The 17,210-nt window shown below is 71.7% G+C and carries 18 protein-coding genes; 7 read left to right on the top strand and 11 right to left on the bottom strand.

Annotated elements, in window-relative coordinates:
• Positions 1-130 precede the first annotated feature (130 nt).
• Genes VJ693_RS10415 through sufB form a run of 9 tightly spaced genes read right to left on the bottom strand, consistent with a single transcriptional unit; the run spans position 131 to position 7,471 of the window.
• The gene (locus VJ693_RS10415) at positions 131-541 is read right to left on the bottom strand and encodes a putative zinc-binding protein (RefSeq protein WP_324153888.1); all 411 of its coding nucleotides are present in this window, start codon (positions 539-541) and stop codon (positions 131-133) included.
• A 6-nt stretch (positions 542-547) separates the two neighbouring features.
• Entirely contained in the window at positions 548-1,138 is a 591-nt protein-coding gene (locus VJ693_RS10410; protein WP_324153886.1) for a hemerythrin domain-containing protein, read from the bottom strand.
• Positions 1,131-1,613 (bottom strand): Rrf2 family transcriptional regulator, encoded by a 483-nt coding sequence (locus VJ693_RS10405; RefSeq protein WP_324153884.1) that lies wholly within the window; start codon positions 1,611-1,613, stop codon positions 1,131-1,133. The genes VJ693_RS10410 and VJ693_RS10405 overlap by 8 nt, the downstream gene beginning before the upstream one ends.
• Before the next feature lie 31 nt (positions 1,614-1,644).
• Positions 1,645-2,190, bottom strand: a complete 546-nt coding sequence (gene sufT, locus VJ693_RS10400; RefSeq protein WP_324153883.1) for a putative Fe-S cluster assembly protein SufT — start codon at positions 2,188-2,190, stop codon at positions 1,645-1,647.
• Entirely contained in the window at positions 2,187-2,642 is a 456-nt protein-coding gene (sufU, locus tag VJ693_RS10395; RefSeq protein ID WP_324153881.1) for a Fe-S cluster assembly sulfur transfer protein SufU, read from the bottom strand. The genes sufT and sufU overlap by 4 nt, the downstream gene beginning before the upstream one ends.
• Positions 2,639-3,898 (bottom strand): SufS family cysteine desulfurase, encoded by a 1,260-nt coding sequence (locus tag VJ693_RS10390; RefSeq protein WP_324153880.1) that lies wholly within the window; start codon positions 3,896-3,898, stop codon positions 2,639-2,641. Before VJ693_RS10390 ends, sufU begins: the two co-directional genes overlap by 4 nt.
• Complete coding sequence (locus tag VJ693_RS10385) at positions 3,891-5,153, bottom strand: SufD family Fe-S cluster assembly protein (protein ID WP_324153878.1); 1,263 nt, start codon at positions 5,151-5,153, stop codon at positions 3,891-3,893. The genes VJ693_RS10390 and VJ693_RS10385 overlap by 8 nt, the downstream gene beginning before the upstream one ends.
• A 4-nt stretch (positions 5,154-5,157) precedes the next feature.
• Entirely contained in the window at positions 5,158-5,931 is a 774-nt protein-coding gene (sufC, locus tag VJ693_RS10380) for a Fe-S cluster assembly ATPase SufC (protein WP_324153877.1), read from the bottom strand.
• 40 nt (positions 5,932-5,971) lie between these two features.
• The gene (gene sufB, locus VJ693_RS10375; RefSeq protein ID WP_324153876.1) at positions 5,972-7,471 is read right to left on the bottom strand and encodes a Fe-S cluster assembly protein SufB; all 1,500 of its coding nucleotides are present in this window, start codon (positions 7,469-7,471) and stop codon (positions 5,972-5,974) included.
• 234 nt (positions 7,472-7,705) lie between these two features.
• On the opposite strand from sufB, the gene VJ693_RS10370 reads away from it, so the two are divergent.
• From VJ693_RS10370 to VJ693_RS10360, 3 genes are all read left to right on the top strand, one after another.
• Positions 7,706-8,818 (top strand): sensor histidine kinase, encoded by a 1,113-nt coding sequence (locus tag VJ693_RS10370; RefSeq protein WP_324153875.1) that lies wholly within the window; start codon positions 7,706-7,708, stop codon positions 8,816-8,818.
• On the top strand, positions 8,815-9,627 hold the full coding sequence (locus tag VJ693_RS10365) for a LytTR family DNA-binding domain-containing protein (RefSeq protein ID WP_324153873.1): 813 nt from the start codon (positions 8,815-8,817) through the stop codon (positions 9,625-9,627). Before VJ693_RS10370 ends, VJ693_RS10365 begins: the two co-directional genes overlap by 4 nt.
• A 70-nt stretch (positions 9,628-9,697) precedes the next feature.
• Positions 9,698-9,934, top strand: coding sequence for a hypothetical protein (locus VJ693_RS10360; RefSeq protein ID WP_324153872.1), 237 nt, complete (start codon positions 9,698-9,700; stop codon positions 9,932-9,934).
• Between the two features lie 31 nt (positions 9,935-9,965).
• On the opposite strand, the gene VJ693_RS10355 is transcribed toward VJ693_RS10360, so the two are convergent.
• Positions 9,966-10,967, bottom strand: coding sequence for a zinc-dependent alcohol dehydrogenase family protein (locus VJ693_RS10355; RefSeq protein WP_324153870.1), 1,002 nt, complete (start codon positions 10,965-10,967; stop codon positions 9,966-9,968).
• A gap of 86 nt (positions 10,968-11,053) precedes the next feature.
• Here VJ693_RS10355 and VJ693_RS10350 point away from each other — a divergent pair, with 86 nt between their 5' ends.
• Genes VJ693_RS10350 through VJ693_RS10340 form a run of 3 tightly spaced genes read left to right on the top strand, consistent with a single transcriptional unit; the run spans position 11,054 to position 14,638 of the window.
• Positions 11,054-11,920 (top strand): LysR family transcriptional regulator, encoded by an 867-nt coding sequence (locus VJ693_RS10350; RefSeq protein WP_414652254.1) that lies wholly within the window; start codon positions 11,054-11,056, stop codon positions 11,918-11,920.
• 34 nt (positions 11,921-11,954) lie between these two features.
• Entirely contained in the window at positions 11,955-13,382 is a 1,428-nt protein-coding gene (gene dbpA / locus VJ693_RS10345) for an ATP-dependent RNA helicase DbpA (RefSeq protein WP_324153868.1), read from the top strand.
• Complete coding sequence (locus VJ693_RS10340; RefSeq protein ID WP_324153866.1) at positions 13,379-14,638, top strand: DEAD/DEAH box helicase; 1,260 nt, start codon at positions 13,379-13,381, stop codon at positions 14,636-14,638. Before dbpA ends, VJ693_RS10340 begins: the two co-directional genes overlap by 4 nt.
• A 37-nt stretch (positions 14,639-14,675) precedes the next feature.
• Here VJ693_RS10340 and VJ693_RS10335 read toward each other — a convergent pair whose 3' ends face one another.
• Positions 14,676-14,891, bottom strand: coding sequence for a hypothetical protein (locus VJ693_RS10335; RefSeq protein ID WP_324153864.1), 216 nt, complete (start codon positions 14,889-14,891; stop codon positions 14,676-14,678).
• Between the two features lie 387 nt (positions 14,892-15,278).
• Here VJ693_RS10335 and VJ693_RS10330 point away from each other — a divergent pair.
• Positions 15,279-17,210, top strand: a 1,932-nt coding sequence (locus VJ693_RS10330) for a hydantoinase/oxoprolinase family protein (protein WP_324153862.1), incomplete at its 3' end; no start/stop codon positions are given.

Below are 17,210 nucleotides of genomic sequence, written 5' to 3'. Positions count from 1 at the left end.
GCCATGGCGGGCTTGCGCCGGAGGAGATCGCGCCGATGGTGCAGACCCTCGAGCGCGTCCATCGCGAGGTCGGTGCGCCCGGCCAGGCCGGCACGGCGACCACGCCCTGAGCGCTGCTCAGGGCATCGTTTCAGGGCGCGGGCCGCAGCGCCGCCACCGCGCGCCGGCCATGGGCCAGCGCCTCGGCGGCCTCGTCGGCGCTGAAATCCTCGTGCTGGCGCTTGCGGATGCCCAGCCGCCACAGCTCGAGGTGATGGGTCGGTGCGATGCCGTGCCGCGCCAGCGTCTGCCGCACGCAATGCAGCACGCAGCCATCGATGGCCAGCACGGCCCGGCCTGACGCCACGCCCTCGGCGGCCTTGCGCACGAGGCTGGGGACATCGCCGCCCAGCCCGGCGACGCAGGACATCTCGGCCAGGCCCTCGCGGTCGAGCCGCACGGCCACGTGGTTGGCGAGCTGGGCCGCGCTCGAGCAGCCCGAGCACGAGTAGACCAGGGGCAGGCGCCTGGCCCGGCGATCCGGTGGCGTGGTGTCTTTCATCGGTGTTCAGCGGTTCGAAGACAAGGCCCGCTCGACGGCGCCGCGCCGGGCGCGCATGGCCAGGCCGATGCGGTCCAGCTCGGCGTCGCTCAGCAGCCGCGCCGCCATCGGCAGCAACTCGGCCTCCTCGCGGGCGATGTGCTCTTGGTAACGCTGGACGAAGGCCTGCACCTCGTCGGCGGCCAGCGTGGCGCCATGGCCGTTCGCCAGCGCCTCGAGGGCGCGGCGCAGCCCGCGCCAGCGCCGCTCGAGCTCGCGGTGGTCGGCCGTCAGCGCGCCGACCAGCTCGCGCAGGCAGACAGCGTCGGAGCCCGCCATCGATTCGATCAGCGCCGGGAAGAGATCGACCTCCTCGTCGGCGTGGTGGTGGACGGCGGCCGTGTCGAAGTAGCGCAGCACCGCGGCGGCCGCCTCGCGCGCCGGCTCGTCGGCGCCGTGCGCGGCCACGTGCGGCACGAGCCGCAGCAAGGTGGCGCACTGGCTCTCGACGCGCAGGTGGCAGGCCGCCAGCATCTCCAGCGGCACCTCGAAGCCGGCCGCGGGCGCGCTGTGGCCGGGCAACTCGATGCCGGTTCCTCTGCGTGCGGGTTCACGCATGGTGCTTCGCCGCCTCGAGCTTGGGGCGGCCAGGCCGAAGCACCCGCACCACCCGGGCCGAGCCGCGGCCGACCGCCGGGACGGTGATGTCGGCCAGCGTCGCCCCATCGAGCTCCCTGAAGTAGGCCTGCAGCGCGTCGCCGAACAGGCGCTTCAGGCGGCACGCCGCGCTCAGCGTGCATTCGTTGGCATCGGTGTCGAAGCACTCCACGAGCCGGAAGTCGGTCTCGGACGCGCGCACCACGTCGCCGACGCGGATCTCGGCCGGGTCCTTCAGCAGCCGCAGGCCGCCGCCGCGGCCGCGCGTCGTCTCGAGCATGCCCTGGCGGGCGAGGTCGTTGACGATCTTCATCAGGTTGTTCTTCGACACGCCATGGTGCTCGGCCAGCTCGCCGATCGTGACGAGCTGCCCCGGCCGGGCCGCGCAGTACATCAGCACGCGCAAGGTGTAGTCGGTGTATTCGGCGAGGCGCATGGTTGCCTTGGGTGGGCCGTCAGTATGGCAGTCACAGCCCGAGCGCGAGCAGGGCCGCCTCGGACATGCGCGAGCGGTCCCACGGCGGGTCGAACACCATCTCGACATGGGCCTCGCCCACCTGCGGCAGCGCCAGCACCTTGTCGCAGACCTCGTCGGCGAGGATCTCGCCCATGCCGCAGCCGGGCGCGGTCAGCGTCATCGTGACCGCGACACGGAAGCGCCCGTCGTCCATCGGCTTCACGTCGCAGCCGTAGACCAGGCCCAGCTCGACGATGTCGACCGGGATCTCGGGGTCGTAGCAGGTCTTCAGGGTCTGCCACACGAGGTCTCGCAGCCCGTCGGGCCCTTCGGGCGCAGCCATGGTCTGCGCGGCCGGCACCGGCTTGCCGATCGCATCGGCATCGGCGCCGCGCAGGCGCATCAGCTGCCCCTCGACCAGCAGCGTGAACGCGGTGCCGAGCGCCTGCGTGATCCAGGCCGGCGTGCCGGCCGGCAACTCGGCGGGCCGCCCGTCGGGGATGCACTCGACGCGCACGGGGCGCGCGGTCACCACCGCTTCGCGCGACGGCCTCATGCCTTTCCCGCCGCGTCGGTTTCGGGCCCGCCCAGCGCCTGCATCAGCGCGTGCCAGCCCAGCAGCGCGCACTTGATGCGGCTCGGGTAGCGCTGCACGCCGGCCAGGCTGACCAGCTTGCCGAGGTGGGCGGCCTCGGGCTCCATCTGGCCCGTGAGCACCGCGCGGAAGCGCTGCTGCAGATCGCGTGCGAACTGCAGCTCATGCCCGCGCACCGCCTCGGTCATCATCGACGCCGAGGCGATGCAGATCGCGCAACCCTGGCCGCTGAAGCGGATGTCGCGCACCTGGCCATCCTGCACGTCCAGCGCCACCCGCAGGTCGTCGCCGCACTGCGGGTTGTGGCCGCGGGCTTCGTGCGTCGGCGCGGGCAGGCTGCCGAAGTTGCGCGGTGCGCGCTTGTGGTCCATCACCACGTCCTGGTAGAGCTCGAGCGCGGCGGCGGTGTTCATCGCAACACCTCCAGCGCATGCGCCACGCCGGCCAGCAGGCGCTCGACCTCGTCGTGCGTGTTGTACAGCGCGAACGAGGCCCGGGTCGTCGGCCCCAGGCCCAGGTGTTCGATCAGCGGCTGCGCGCAGTGGTGGCCAGTGCGCACCGCAATGCCCTGCTCGTCCAGCAGCGTGCCGATGTCGTGCGGGTGCACGCCCTCGGCGACGAACGAGACGATGGCCGACGGGCCCCCGTCGGCCGACAGCACCGTGACGCCCGGCAGCGCGGCCAGGCCGGCCACCGCATGCGCGCGCAGCGCGGCCACATGCTCGTCGATCGCCTGGCGCCCGACCTGCTCGATGAAGGCCGCCGCGGCCGCCATGCCCACCGCGCCGGCCACGTTCGGCGTGCCACCTTCGAGCCGCGCCGGCAGCTCGGCGAAGCTCGCCTGTTCCTGGGTGACCCACACCACCATGTCGCCGCCGTAGCGCAGTGGCTCCAGGCGCTCGAGCGCGTCGCGCCGGCCGACCAGGGCGCCGGTGCCCATCGGCCCGTACATCTTGTGGCCCGAGAAGGCCAGGAAATCGCAGGCCAGGGCCGAAACATCGAGCGTGCCGTGCCCCACCGCCTGGGCGGCGTCGAGCACGGTCAATGCGCCAGCCGCCGCGGCCTGGGCCAACAGGGCCTCGAAGGGCGGCCGCTCGCCGGTCGCATTGGCGCAGGCGGTGAGCGCGAACACGCGGGTGCGCGGCGTCAGCAGGCGGGCCAGGTCGTCTGCATGCAGCTGGCCTTGTTCGTCCGGCAAGAGGATTCGCAGCACCGCGCCGGCCCGGCGCGCCGCCTGCTGCCAGGGCACGAGGTTGGCGTGGTGCTCGAGGCCGCTGACGACGATCTCGTCACCAGCACGGATCGTCGCTGGCGAGATGCCCGCCGTCGACAGCCCGTGCGCGACGAGGTTCAGCGCATCGGTCGTGCCCGAGGTGAAGACCAGCTCGTGCGCCGCACCGGCACCGACAAAGCGCTCGAGCTCGCCGCGGGCGCGCTCGAAGGCATCGGTCGCACGCTGGCTCAGCGTGTGCACGCCGCGGTGGATGTTGGCCCGGTCGTGCTGCTCGAAGCGGCGCAGGGCATCCTGCACCGGCAGCGGCACCTGCGTCGTCGCGGCGTTGTCCAGGTAGGCCAGCGGCCTGCCGTTGACGGGCTGCGCAAGGATCGGGAACAGGGCCCGCCATTGGGCCAGGCCCGCGGCGCCCGTGGCGAGCGGCCTGTCACCCATGGCTTGACTCCGGCATCTTGTCGGTGGGCGCCAGATGACGGCCCACCGCGCGCTGCAGCAGCGTGGCCAGGCCCAGCGCCGGCGGCAGGGGGCGCTCGCCGAAGCATCGCTCCAGCAAGGCGGCCGCCATGCCCTCGACGATGAGGCCGCGGGCGGTGGCTTCGTCCAGGCCGCGCTGGCGGGCATAGAACAGCGCGTCCTCTGGCAGGCTGCCCCAGGTGGCGCCGTGCGTGGCCTGCACGTCGTCGTGGTGGATCTCCAGGTGCGGCCGCAACACCAGGCGCGGCTGGCCGCCGGTCGGGATGCCGACCAGGCGCTGGCGCGCCTCGGCGCCGGCCGCCCCCGGCGCGATGTGCGTGTGGGCATTGACGACGGCCCGCGCAGCGCCGCGGGCCAGCGCCAGCGCCTCGACAGCGCTGGTGGTCCGCCCGGCCGCATGCGACACCCTCACCTGCTGCTCGAGGGCCGCGCCGGCCGCCAGCAGCAGGCCCGCGCTGCGCGCCACGGCCCGGGCGGCCTGCAGCTCGATGAGCTCGCGCTGCAGGTGGTAGCTGCTGCCCGAGGCGATCAGCGCCTGCTCGTAGCGGGCGCCGCGACCGAGGCACGCGTGCAGGTGGTGGGCGATCTGGTCGGTGGCGGCAGGCGTGACGATGCGCAGGTGCTGCAGGCTCGCGCCTTCGCCCAGGCGCAGGTGCACCTGCAGGTTCTGCACGATGGGCTGGCCGCAGGCCAGCGGCTCGCGGTCGTGCAGCTCGACCAGCACCGCCTGTACGCCGGGCTGCAGCTCGATCACCAGCAGCGGCGCCTCGACGGCCGCGCGCGGCTGGTGGCGCAATTGCAGCCACACGGTGCCGGCCTCGCCCCGCTGGGCGCCCGGCTCGCCGCCGATGCGCAGGCGCAGGCCCTGCCGGCACAGCGCACGGTGGGCCCAGGCGAATGGCGCGGCGTCGCCATCGGCATCGGCCTGCCCCGTGGCGGGCAGGCCGGCAAACAGCTCGGCGCGCTGCGCGGCATCGGCTGCGTCCAGCCAGCGCGCGTCGACCCGGCCTTGCGGCGTGTCACCCAGCGGGTGCAGCGTCCAGCCGGCGCCGGCCAGCGGGTGGGCCTCGCAGCCAGGCGCCGGCCCCTCGTCCCCCAGCCACACCGCGGCACCGGGCGGCGGCAGGTGGCGGAAGTTCTCGGCGTTGCGGGGGATCCAGCCCCGGGTGTCGAGCCGGTGGCGGGCGGCCAGCATGTCAGCGCGGGAAAGGTCCATCGCGTCAGGCCTCCTGCGGCTCGGCGGCCGACCGCGCGAAGCCGGTGCGCGCGATGTCGGCGGCCAGCGCGAGGCCTCCGGTTTCGGCGATGCAGCCCTGGTCCAGCCGCAGCACGGCGTCGGGCGCCAGCGATTCGATCAGCTGCAGGTAGTGCGACACGACGATGAAGGCCGTGCCCTGCGCGCGCAACGCCTGCACCAGCCGGACGATGGCGCGCGTGCCGTCCACGTCCATGCCCGAGTCGATCTCGTCCAGCATCGCCAGCCTCGGCCGCAGCAGCGCGAGCTGCAGCAACTCGTTGCGCTTGCGCTCGCCGCCGGAGAAGCCGTCGTTGACCGGGCGGCCCAGCATCGCCTCGGGCAAGCCCAGGCGGCCGGCCTCGTCGCGCGCATCGCCGAGGAAATCGAAGGCATCGAGCGGCGGCTCGTCGCGCGCGGCGCGCACCGCGTTCAGCGCCGTGCGGATGAACAGGTTGTTCTTCACGCCGGGGATCTCGGGCGGCGCCTGGAACGACAGGAAGAAGCCGGCGCGGGCGCGCGCCTCGGCGCTCATGGCCAGCAGGTCCTGCCCCGCCAGCGTCGCCTGGCCGCCGACGACGCGGTAGCGCGGGTGGCCAGCCAGCGTAAGGCCCAGCGTGCTCTTGCCACTGCCGTTGGCGCCCATCAGCACCAGCAGCGCGCCGGCGGGCACGTCGAGCGAAATCGACTTCAGCACGTGGCGTTCGCCGACGTCGACGCGCAGGTCGCGCAAACGCAGCAGCGGTTCGGGGACGGTCATGGTTCTTGTCCTTGCCTTGGAGGGTGGATTCGGGTGCGGCTCATCCGACGGCCCCTTCGAGCGACACCGCGAGCAGGGCCTTGGCCTCGAGGGCGAATTCCATCGGCAGCTCCTCGAGCACGGCCTGGCAGAAGCCGCCGACGATCAGCGCGGTGGCCTCCTCGGCGTCGATGCCGCGCTGCTGGCAGTAGAAAAGCCGCTCTTCGGAGATGCGGGTCGTCGTGGCTTCGTGCTCGACCACCGCGTCGTCGCGCGCGGCCTCGATGTACGGGAAGGTGTGTGCCCCGCATTCCGGCCCGATCAGCAGCGAATCGCACTGGGTGTGGTTGCGTGCGCCGGCGGCCGTGGGCGCGATGCGCACCAGCCCGCGATAGCTGTTGTGGGCGCGGCCGGCACTGATGCCCTTCGAGACGATGCGGCTCGTCGTGTTGCGCCCGAGGTGGATCATCTTGGTGCCGGTGTCGGCCTGCTGGAAGTGGTTGGTGACGGCGATCGAGTGGAACTCGCCGCGCGAGTCGTCACCGCGCAGCACCACGCTCGGGTACTTCCAGGTGATCGCCGAGCCGGTCTCGATCTGTGTCCAGGCGATGTGCGAGCGCGCCCCGGCGCATAGGCCACGCTTGGTGACGAAGTTGTAGACGCCGCCGCGCCCCTGCTCGTCGCCGGGGTACCAGTTCTGCACCGTCGAGTACTTGATGTGGGCGTCCTCGTGCGCGATGAGCTCGACCACGGCGGCGTGGAGTTGGTGCTCGTCGCGCTGCGGTGCCGTGCAGCCTTCGAGGTAGCTCACGTGGCTGCCTGGCTCGGCGATGATCAGCGTGCGCTCGAACTGGCCCGTGTTGCGCGCATTGATGCGGAAGTATGACGACAGCTCCATCGGGCAGCGCACGCCCGCGGGAACGTAGACGAAGGAGCCGTCGGAGAACACGGCCGCGTTCAGCGCCGCATAGAAGTTGTCGCCCGGCGGCACGACCGTGCCGAGGTAGCGCTCGATGAGCTCCGGGTGGTGTTGCACCGCGTGCGAGAAGGAGCAGAAGATGACGCCGACCTCGGCCAGCTGCTCGCGAAACGTCGTGCCGACCGAGACCGAATCGAACACCGCGTCGACCGCCACGCCGGCCAGCCGGGCGCGCTCGTGCAGCGGCACGCCAAGCTTCTCGTAGGTCTCGAGCAGCTTGGGGTCGACGTCGGCCAGGCTCTTCGGGCCGTCCTGCCCGGCGTTCATCGATTTCGGCGCCGAGTAGTAGCTGATCGACTGGAAATCCACCGGCGTCAGGCGCAGCTGGCCCCAGGCCGGGTGCCGCATCGCCGACCAGCGCTCGAAAGCCGCCAGGCGCCACTTCAGCAGGAACTCGGGTTCGCGCTTGCGGCGCGAGATGGCGCGGATCGTGCCCTCGTCCAGGCCCGGGGGCAGCGCATCGGACTCGACCTCGGTGACGAAGCCGTGGCGGTACGGCCGCTCGAGCGCGCGGGCCAGCGGCGCGGCCTGTTCGGCGGCGGTCTGGGCGGGAGACAGTCGGGCAGGACTCGCGGTGTTCATGGTGCGACCTCTAATAGATGCATAGCGTATGCATCTTTAATCGAACACACAAGCGCGGCCCCCTTATCCGCGGCGTGGGTGGGGCGATGGCCGGGGCCGGGCCACCGCGGCCCGTCGCCGTCCGCCGTGCCTCGATCCACTGGGGCCGGCATCGATCCCGTGTCGCTTCGCGGGCAGCCCCGCCATTGGCCACACTACGCTCCTGAGCATGCCGCCGCACCCATCACGATCCCCATGACCGAATCCGTCGCCCCTGCCCCGCCCGCGCCCCGAGATGGCCGGGCCCGCGTGCTGGCCTGGCGGCGCGTGCGCTTCGCGCTGCTGTCGGCGATCCCGTTCGGCCTGATGCTGAGCCTGACCTCGGCCACCACGCCGGCGCTCGTCTGGATCGCCCGCACGATGACCGTTGCGCTGATGGTCTTGCTGGCCTTCGGCCTGTGCGAGCGCTGGCCCGCGACACTGCCACGCTGGCTGGCGCGATGGGGCTGGCAGCTGGTCGGCGTGGCAGTCACGGTGCCGCTGGGCGCACTGCTGGCCTACTGGCTGACCACCGGCGAGCTGCGCTTCTGGCGCAACGAGCTGCGGCTGGTCGGCTTCGGCTTCCTGTGCATCCAGGGCGAGCTGTTCGCGCCGTGGATCGCGATGGGAGCGATCGTGCGCCAACGCGAGGCCCTGGCGCGCCACCAGGCGCTGGCCTTCCAGCTCGAGCGCAGCGAATACGAGCGCCAGGCGCTCGATGCGCGCATGCGGCTGCTGCAGGCGCAGGTGCAGCCGCACTTCCTGTTCAACACGCTGGCCAACGTGCGCGCGCTGGTCAATGCCGGCTCGCCGCGCGCCAGCGCCGTGCTCGACAGCCTGATCGCCTACCTGCGCGCCGCGGTGCCGCGGCTGGACGAGCCGGCGACGACGATCGGCCAGGAGCTCGAGCTCGTGCGCGCCTACCTGGAGCTGATGCACCTGCGCATGCCCGACCGGCTGCAGTTCACGCTGCACGCCGACGCCGCCGCGCTCGGCCTGCGCTGCCCGCCGATGGCGCTGTTGACGCTGGTGGAAAACGCGGTGCGGCACGGCATCGACCCGGGCGAGGAAGGCGGGCGCATCGAGGTGAACGTCGCAGTGCGCGACGGCCGCTGCAGCGCGCGCGTGATCGACACCGGCGTCGGCCTGGGCGCCGCCGCCGACCGCCCGGCCGGCACCGGGCTGAGCACGCTGCGCGAGCGCCTGCAGCTCGCCTTCGGCGGCGACGCGCGGCTGAGCCTCGCCGGCATCGTGCCGCACGGCGTGTGCGCCGAGATCGACTTCCCCGCCCAGCCGGCACACGCCGAGAATCCCCCTGGCACCCGATGACCAAGACCAGCCCCCGACGCCCCACCGCGCTGATCGCCGACGACGAGCCGCTGCTGCGCGACGAGCTCTTGCACCTGCTCGCCCGGGCCTGGCCCGAGCTCGAGGTCGTCGCGCAGGCCCGCAACGGCCGCGAGGCGGTCGAGATGTTCGAGGCGCAGCGGCCCGACATCTGCTTTCTCGACGTGCACATGCCGGGCCTGTCGGGCGTGGAGGCCGCGCGCCAGATCGGCCGCCGCGCCCACCTCGTCTTCGTGACCGCGTTCGACCAGTACGCGTTGAAGGCCTTCGAGCAGGGCGTGCTCGACTACCTCGTCAAGCCCGTGGAACCGGCCCGCCTGGCCGACACGGTGGCGCGCCTGAAGGAACGCCTGCACGCCGCCCTGCCTGCCGAGGCGACCGAGGCGCTGCTGCAGCAGCTGGCCGCGCACCTGCAGCAACGCGGCGCCGGCGGTTCGACCGCCACGGCCACGCCGCTGCGGTGGATCCGCGCCACCGTCGGCCAGAGCCTGCGCCTGATCGCGGTGGACGACATCGATTTCCTGCGCTCCGACGAGAAGTACACGCTGATCGCCTGGCGCGGCGATGGCGGCAAGCCCAGCGAGGCACTGATCCGCACGCCATTGAAGGAACTGCTGGCCCAGCTCGACCCCGGCCAGTTCGCGCAGGTCCACCGCTCGGTCGTCGTCAACCTGCGCGCCATCAGCCACGTGACGCGCGGCGAGAACGAAACGGCGGACATCCACCTGAAGGGCCGCGCCGAGGTGCTGCCGGTCAGCCGGACCTTCCTGCACCTGTTCAAGCAGATGTGACGGCGCCGGTCGCGCCGGCCTCGCGGCCTGCCCGGACAATCCGGCATCACTCATTCGCAGGAGAACGTGCGTGAAGACCTACGACATCGAGGTGCAGCGTCTGAAATCGATGCGGCACGACATGGGCGTGATCGAGCTGGGCATCGACGTGCTGGTGCAGCCCCGCCCCGGGCGCGACGACGAGGCTGCCGCCAGCAGGCTGCGCCTGCCCGTCGAGCACGCCCGGTCCTTGCTGATCCTGCTCAAGCAGCAGCTGGCCGAGCTCGACAAGCTTCAGCCGCGCAGCCGGCGTTCCGGCCGCTGCTGACGGCGCGCGGGCAAGCGCCGGGAAGAAGGCCTCACGAAGCCCCCAGGTCGACGGCAACCTTGCCTCGCGCGCCGCCGCCCGTCATCAACGCGTGGGCCTGATCGGCCTCGTGCAGGCCGAATCGGTGCGGGTCCAGCAGCGGGGCGAGCAGACCTTCGTCGGCCAGGCGCGCCGCTTCGCCGAGGATGCGGCCATGGTGCGCTCGGCCCTCGCCGGTCAGCAGCGGCAGCAGCGTGAACACGCCGGAGTACGTTGCACCCCGGAACGACAGCGGGGCCAGCGAATGCGTGCCCCACCCCAGGCTGCTGACCACGTGCCCCGTGTAGCGCCTGGCCGCGACGAAGGACGCATCCAGCGTCGCCCCACCCACCGTGTCGACGACCACGTCGAATCCCTCGCCGTTCGTCTGCTCCGTGACGTAGCGCTCGACGGTCGTCGCCATGTGGTCGATCGGCGTGGCACCCAGCGTCTCGATCACGCTGCGCTGCGCGGCGGAACCGGTCGCCCAGGCCTGCGCGCCACGGGCCCGCGCAATCTGGATCGCCACATGGCCGACGCCGCCCGCGCCGCCGTGCACGAGCACACGCTGGCCCGGGCGGACGCCGGCGCGATCGACCAGCCCCTCCCACGCGGTGATGAAGACGAGCGGGAGCACCGCCGCCTGACGCATCGTCAGGGTTCGCGGCCTGCGGGCCAGCAGCGCCGCATCCACGGCGATGTACCGGGCCAGCGTGCCCTGGTGGCCGCCGACGCCGCCCACCATGCCGAAGACCTCGTCACCCGGCTTGAACTGGGTGACCTGGCGGCCCACGGTTTCGACCGTGCCCGCCATGTCGACGCCGAGCACGGCCGGCAGGGGGTGCCGTGCATGTGCGGCCTGGCCGGCGCGGATCTTCGCGTCCAGCGGGTTGACGCCGCTGGCGGCGATGCGCACCAGAACCTGCGTGTCGCCCACCGCCGGCATCGGCAGCTCGCGCAACTGGAAGGGGCCGCCGGCGGCATCGACGACCGCAACCCTGTTCGATTCAGACATGTGAGGCTCCAGGAATTGAGAATGGGATCAGTCTGGGCTATTCACTTCTGTTCGTAAACCAACAAGAATGACAGCCTGCCAGTCAAATGTGCATGGGATCTGCGATGGAGTGGAGCGACGTGAAGGTGTTCCTGGCCGTGGCGCGCGCGGGCTCGCTCGGCGGCGCGGCGCGGGCCATCGGCAGCACGCAACCGACGATGGGGCGCCGGCTGCGTGCGCTGGAGTCCGCGCTGGGCCAGACGCTCTTTCAGCGTGGCCGCGCGGGCTTCGTCCTCACCGAGGAGGGCGAAGCGGTGCTGGGGCATGCGCAGCGCATCGAAGAAGAGGCGCTGTCGATGGAGCGCCGGCTTGCCGGCGGCGACGCTTCGCTCTCGGGCCTGCTGCGCATCTCGTCATCGGATTGGTTCGGCGTCCACGTGCTGTCGCCGTGGTGCGCCGAATTCATCGCAGCCCATCCCGGCGTGACGATCGAGCTGATCACGGATACGCGCCTGTTCAGCCTCGCGCGTCGCGAGGCCGACATCGTCTTTCGCATCGCGCCCTTCCAGGAATCGCAGGTCGTTCAGCGGCGTTTCATGCGCCTGGAGTACGGGTTGTACGTGGGGCGCCGCCACCGCCTTGCGCTGCCGCCCAAGGGCGCGGGGCTGCAGCTGCTGACCATGAACGCCGCCTTCGAGGATCTTCCCGACGTCGCGTGGTTCAAGCGCAAATTCCCCGAGGCGAGGACGGTCTTCGGCAGCAACAGCCGCGAAGCGCAGGCCCGCATGTGCCAGGCGGGCGCGGGCGTCGCCGTGCTGCCTTGCGCGCTGGCCGAGGCCCTGGGTGGATTGCGCCGCGTCGACGTGCACGACGCACCGCCGAGCCGTGAGGTCCACGTCGGCTTCCACGAGGATCTTCGCCGGACGGCCCGCGTGCGGGCCTTTCTCGAACTTGCCGACAGGAAGGTCGGTTGAGCGGTGGCGCCACGCGCGCACCGACAATGCCTGCATGACCGCATCCCCTGCCGGCGCGCCCCCCACCGGCCCCGCCTTCTCCACGCTCCCCCTCGCCGACCACGTGCTGGCCAACCTCCAGCGCCTCGGTTACGAGCACATGACCCCCATCCAGGCGGCCAGCCTGCCGCTGGCGCTGGCCGGCAAGGACCTCATCGCCCAGGCCAAGACCGGCAGCGGCAAGACCGCTGCCTTCACGCTGCCGCTGCTGGCCAACCTGAACCCACGGCGCTTCGCGGTGCAGGCGCTGGTGCTGTGCCCCACCCGCGAGCTGGCCGAGCAGGTGTCGCAGGAGATCCGCCGCCTCGCGCGGGCCGAGGACAACGTCAAGGTGCTCACGCTGTGCGGCGGCGCCACCATGCGCCCGCAGCTGGCGAGCCTGGCGCACGGCGCGCACGTGGTGGTCGGCACGCCGGGGCGCATCCTCGATCACCTGGGGCGCGAGTCGCTGGTGCTGGAGGCGCTGAACACCCTGGTGCTCGACGAAGCCGATCGCATGCTGGACATGGGCTTCGCCGATGACATCGCCGCCATCGCCGAGCGCTGCCCGCCTTCGTCGCAACGCCAGACCCTGCTGTTCTCGGCCACCTACCCCGACGACGTGGCCAAGCTCGCCGCCCGCTACCTGCACGAGCCGCAGGAGGTGAAGCTCACCGAGCGCCATGACGCCAGCCGCATCCGCCAGCGCTTCTACGAGGTCAAGGAGAGCGAGCGGCTGCACGCGGTGGGCCTGCTGCTGAACCACTTCCGCCCCGAGAGCACGCTGGCCTTCTGCAACACGAAGCAGCAGTGCCGCGACCTCGTGGCCGTGCTGCAGGCCGAGGGCATCGTGGCGCTCGAGCTGCACGGCGACCTCGAGCAGCGCGAGCGCGACCAGGTGCTGGTGCAGTTCGCCAACCGCAGCTGCAGCGTGCTGGTGGCCACCGACGTGGCCGCGCGCGGGCTCGACATCGCGCGCCTGGACGCCGTGATCAACGTCGATATCACGCCCGACGCGCAGGTCCACACCCACCGCGTAGGCCGCACCGGCCGCGCCGGTGAATCGGGCCAGGCGTTCAGCCTGGCCAGCATGGACGAGATGGGCCGCGTGGGCCGCATCGACGAGATGCAGGGCAGCGAGAGCGTCTGGCACCCGCTGGCCGAGCTGGAGGCCGCGTCGGCCGGCGACGCTGCGAGCGGGCCGCTGCGCCCGCCGATGGTCACGCTGCAGATCCTCGGCGGGCGCAAGGAGAAGATCCGCAAGGGCGACGTGCTGGGCGCGCTCACCAAGGACCTCGGGCTGGACGCCGCCTGCATCGGCAAGATCGACGTCAACGATTTCTCCACCTACGTGGCCGTGCGGCACGACGTGGCCGAGCAGGCCCTGCGCGGGCTGAACGCCGGCAAGGTGAAGGGGCGCTCGGTGAAGGTGAGGCGGCTGTGAACCCGGCCGCCCTGCCCGATCCGCCCTTCGCCGCGCTGGGCCTGTCGCCGGCCCTGGTGCGCGCCGCGGCCGAGCGCGGCTATGCCGAGCCCACGGCGATCCAGGCCGCCACCATCCCGCTCGCGCTGCAGGGCCGCGATGTCATCGGCTGCGCGCACACCGGCTCGGGCAAGACCGCCGCCTTCGGGCTGCCGCTGCTGCACCAGCTCGACCGCTGGCGGCCCGCCTGGCGCCGCACCTACGCCCTGGTGCTCGTGCCCACGCGCGAGCTCGCCGCGCAGGTCGGCGAGACGATCCGCGCCCTGTCGCGCCACCTGGCCGACCCGGTGAAGGTCGCCGTGGTCTTCGGCGGCGTCTCCGTCAACCCGCAGATGCTCGGCCTGCGCGGCGGCGCCGAGGTGATCGTCGCCACCCCGGGCCGCCTGCTGGACCTCGTCGAGCGCAACGCGGTCAAGCTCGACGACGTCGCCCTGCTCGTGCTCGACGAAGCCGACCGGCTGCTGGACGAGGGCTTCGCCGACGAACTCGCGCGCCTGACCGCGCTGCTGCCGCGGCGCCGGCAGGGCCTGTTCTTCTCGGCCACCTTCCCACCGGCGGTGCAGGAACTGGCACAGACGCTGTTGAACGACCCGGTGCGCGTGGACGCGCCGGCCACGCCCGCCGCCGGCCTGCCCGCCATCGAGCAGCACGCGGTGGAGGTGGATGCGGCGCAGCGCACCCAGCTTCTGCGCCACCTCATCGAGCAAGGCGGCTGGCAGCGCGTGCTGGTCTTCGTGGCCACGCGCTACGCCAGCGAGCACGTGGCCGACAAGCTGCGGCGCGCCGGCCTGGCAGCGGCCGCCTTCCACGGCGATCTGAGCCAGGGCGCGCGCACCCGCGTGCTGGGCGAGCTTCGAAGCGGTGCGCTGCGCGTGGTGCTGGCCACCGACATGGCCGCGCGCGGCCTGCACATCGCCGACCTGCCGGTGGTGGTCAATTACGACCTGCCGCGCTCGGCGGTGGATTACACCCACCGCATCGGCCGCACGGCCCGCGCCGGCGCCGCCGGCCTGGCGGTGAGCTTCGTGAGCGCGTCGACCGAGGCACATTTCCGGCTCATCGAGAAGCGCCAGGGCCAGCGCGTGCCGCGCGAGCGGGTCGCGGGCTTCGAACCGCGCGATACCGTCGCGCCGGTGTCGCCACCTGAAGGCGGCGTCAAGGGCCGGCGCAAGAGCAAGAAGGACAAGCTGCGCGAGGCCGCAGCGCGCGGCGGCTGAGGGCGCGGGCCCTCTCCGCAACGGCCACGGCCGGGCCCTACCGGCTGCGCTGGATCGACGGCGTCAGCAGCTCGCGGCCGACGACCGTGCGGGCGTAGAGGTAGTTGGCGCGCGCCCGGTCGCTGAGCCGGTCCATGTCGACATGCCCCATGGCATCGCAAGGAAAGGCGTAGGCACGCCCGGCGTCGAAGAGGGACTGGAATCGCAGTTCGTAGTCGGCGTAGGTGGCTCGTTCCATGGTGTCGGCGATCATCGTGTTCTCCTGCTGCGGCCGTGACGGCCGCGGCCATCACGCAGGGCTTGCATTGCATCGGGCATGCCAGCCTCGGATATCGCTCCCGGGCCCTTGCGCGGAACGAGGCAGAAATCGTTCCCGCCTGCCCCCGAAGCCGTGATTCGGCCGTCCGGCATTCGGTCGATCGTCCGGGAATCGAACGCCCGCCCGGCCGCCGCGAGGGGTGGTCGAGTCTTCTCGTAAACCCGAGGCACCCCCAATCGAATCAGGCACTTGCGCCAATGCGCGCCCGGCCTGCGCCGATTTGGCACAGCCGCTGCATCGATGTGCCCGAGCGCAACAACCGCTCGGGGCGATGCCGGCAGCCGCCGGCATCCGGTTCACGGGTCATCAGGAGACTTACCCATGGAAATGCAGTCACAGGTCCAGGTGATGGGCATCGATGCCGGCGGCACGATGACCGACACCTTTTTCGTCCGGGAGGACGGCCGCTTCGTCGTCGGCAAGGCGCAGAGCAACCCGGCCGACGAGTCGCTCGCGATCTTCAACTCGTCGCAGGACGCACTCGCGCACTGGAAGCGCACGGTCGACGACGTCTACCCCGAGCTGCTCACCTGCGTGTACTCGGGCACCGCCATGCTCAACCGTGTCGTGCAGCGCAAGGGGCTCGATGTCGGCCTGATGGTCAACAAGGGCTTCGAGCACGTGCACTCGATGGGCCGCGCGATCCAGAGCTACCTGGGCTACGCGCTGGAGGAACGCATCCACCTGAACACCCACCGCTACGACGAGCCGCTGGTGCCGCTGTCGCGCACGCGCGGCGTCACCGAGCGCACCGACGTGCAAGGCGAGATCGTCATCCCGCTGCGCGAGCCCGAGGTGCGCCAGGCCACGCGCGAGCTGGTCGCGCAAGGCTCCAAGGCCATCGTCATCTGCTTCCTGCAATCGCACAAGAACGGCGCCAGCGAGCAGCGTGCACGCGACGTCTGCCGCGACGAGCTGAAGAAGCTCGGCAGCGACATCCCGGTGTTCGCGTCGGTCGATTACTACCCGCAGCGCAAGGAGAGCCACCGCATGAACACGACGGTGCTCGAGGCCTACGCGGCCGAGCCCTCGCGCCAGACGCTGAAGAAAGTCAGCGACCGCTTCCGCAAGCACGGCGCGAAGTTCGACCTGCGCGTGATGGCCACGCACGGCGGCACGATCAGCTGGAAGGCCAAGGAGCTGGCCCGCACCATCGTCTCGGGGCCGATCGGCGGCGTGATTGGCTCGAAGCTGCTCGGTGAGGCGCTGGGCTACGAGAACGTGGCCTGCTCCGACATCGGCGGCACCTCGTTCGACATGGCGCTGATCACCAAGGGCAGCTTCGCGATCGCGTCCGACCCGGACATGGCGCGGCTGGTGCTGTCGCTGCCGCTGGTGACGATGGACTCGGTGGGCGCCGGTGCCGGCAGCTTCGTGCGGCTGGACCCGTACAGCGGCGCGATCAAGCTCGGCCCCGACAGCGCCGGCTACCGCGTGGGCACCTGCTGGCCCGACAGCGGGCTGGACACGGTCACGGTGTCCGACTGCCATGTGGTGCTGGGCTACCTGAACCCCGAGAACTTCCTCGGCGGCGCGATCAAGCTCGATGTGCAGCGCGCCCGCGACCACATCAAGGCGCAGATCGCCGACCCGCTGGGCCTGACGGTCGAGGACGCCGCGGCCGGCGTGATCGAGCTGCTCGACCTGCAGCTGCGCGAGTACCTGCGCTCCAACGTCAGCGCCAAGGGCTACAACCCGACCGAGTTCGTCTGCTTCTCGTACGGCGGCGCAGGCCCGGTTCACACCTACGGCTACACCGAGGGCCTGGGCTTCAAGGACGTGGTCGTGCCGGCCTGGGCCGCGGGCTTCTCGGCCTTCGGCTGCGCCTGTGCCGACTTCGAGTACCGCTACGACAAGAGCGTGGACCTGGCGCTGCCGCAGAGCGCCTCGCCCGGCGAGAAGGCGAACGCCGCCGCCACCATCCAGACGGCCTGGTCCGAGCTGGCCGCGAAGGTGATCGAGGAATTCCGGATCAACGGCTTCGCGCCCGAAGACGTGATGCTGCGCCCCGGCTACCGCATGCAGTACATGGGCCAGCTGAACGACCTGGAAATCAGCTCGCCGATCGGCAGCGCGGCGACCGCCGAAGACTGGGACAAGATCGTCGACGCCTTCGAGGAAACCTACGGCCGCGTGTACGCCAGCTCCGCGCGCTCGCCGGAACTGGGCTTTTCCGTCACCGGCGCCATCATGCGCGGCATGGTCGTCACGCAAAAGCCGGTGCTGCCGGAAGATCCGGCCGGCGACATGATG

This window comes from Ideonella sp. (assembly GCF_035254525.1).
Lineage (GTDB): Bacteria > Pseudomonadota > Gammaproteobacteria > Burkholderiales > Burkholderiaceae_C > Ideonella.
The sequence above is the reverse complement of the archived record's forward strand: the minus strand, read 5'-3'. Positions and strand labels throughout refer to the sequence as shown.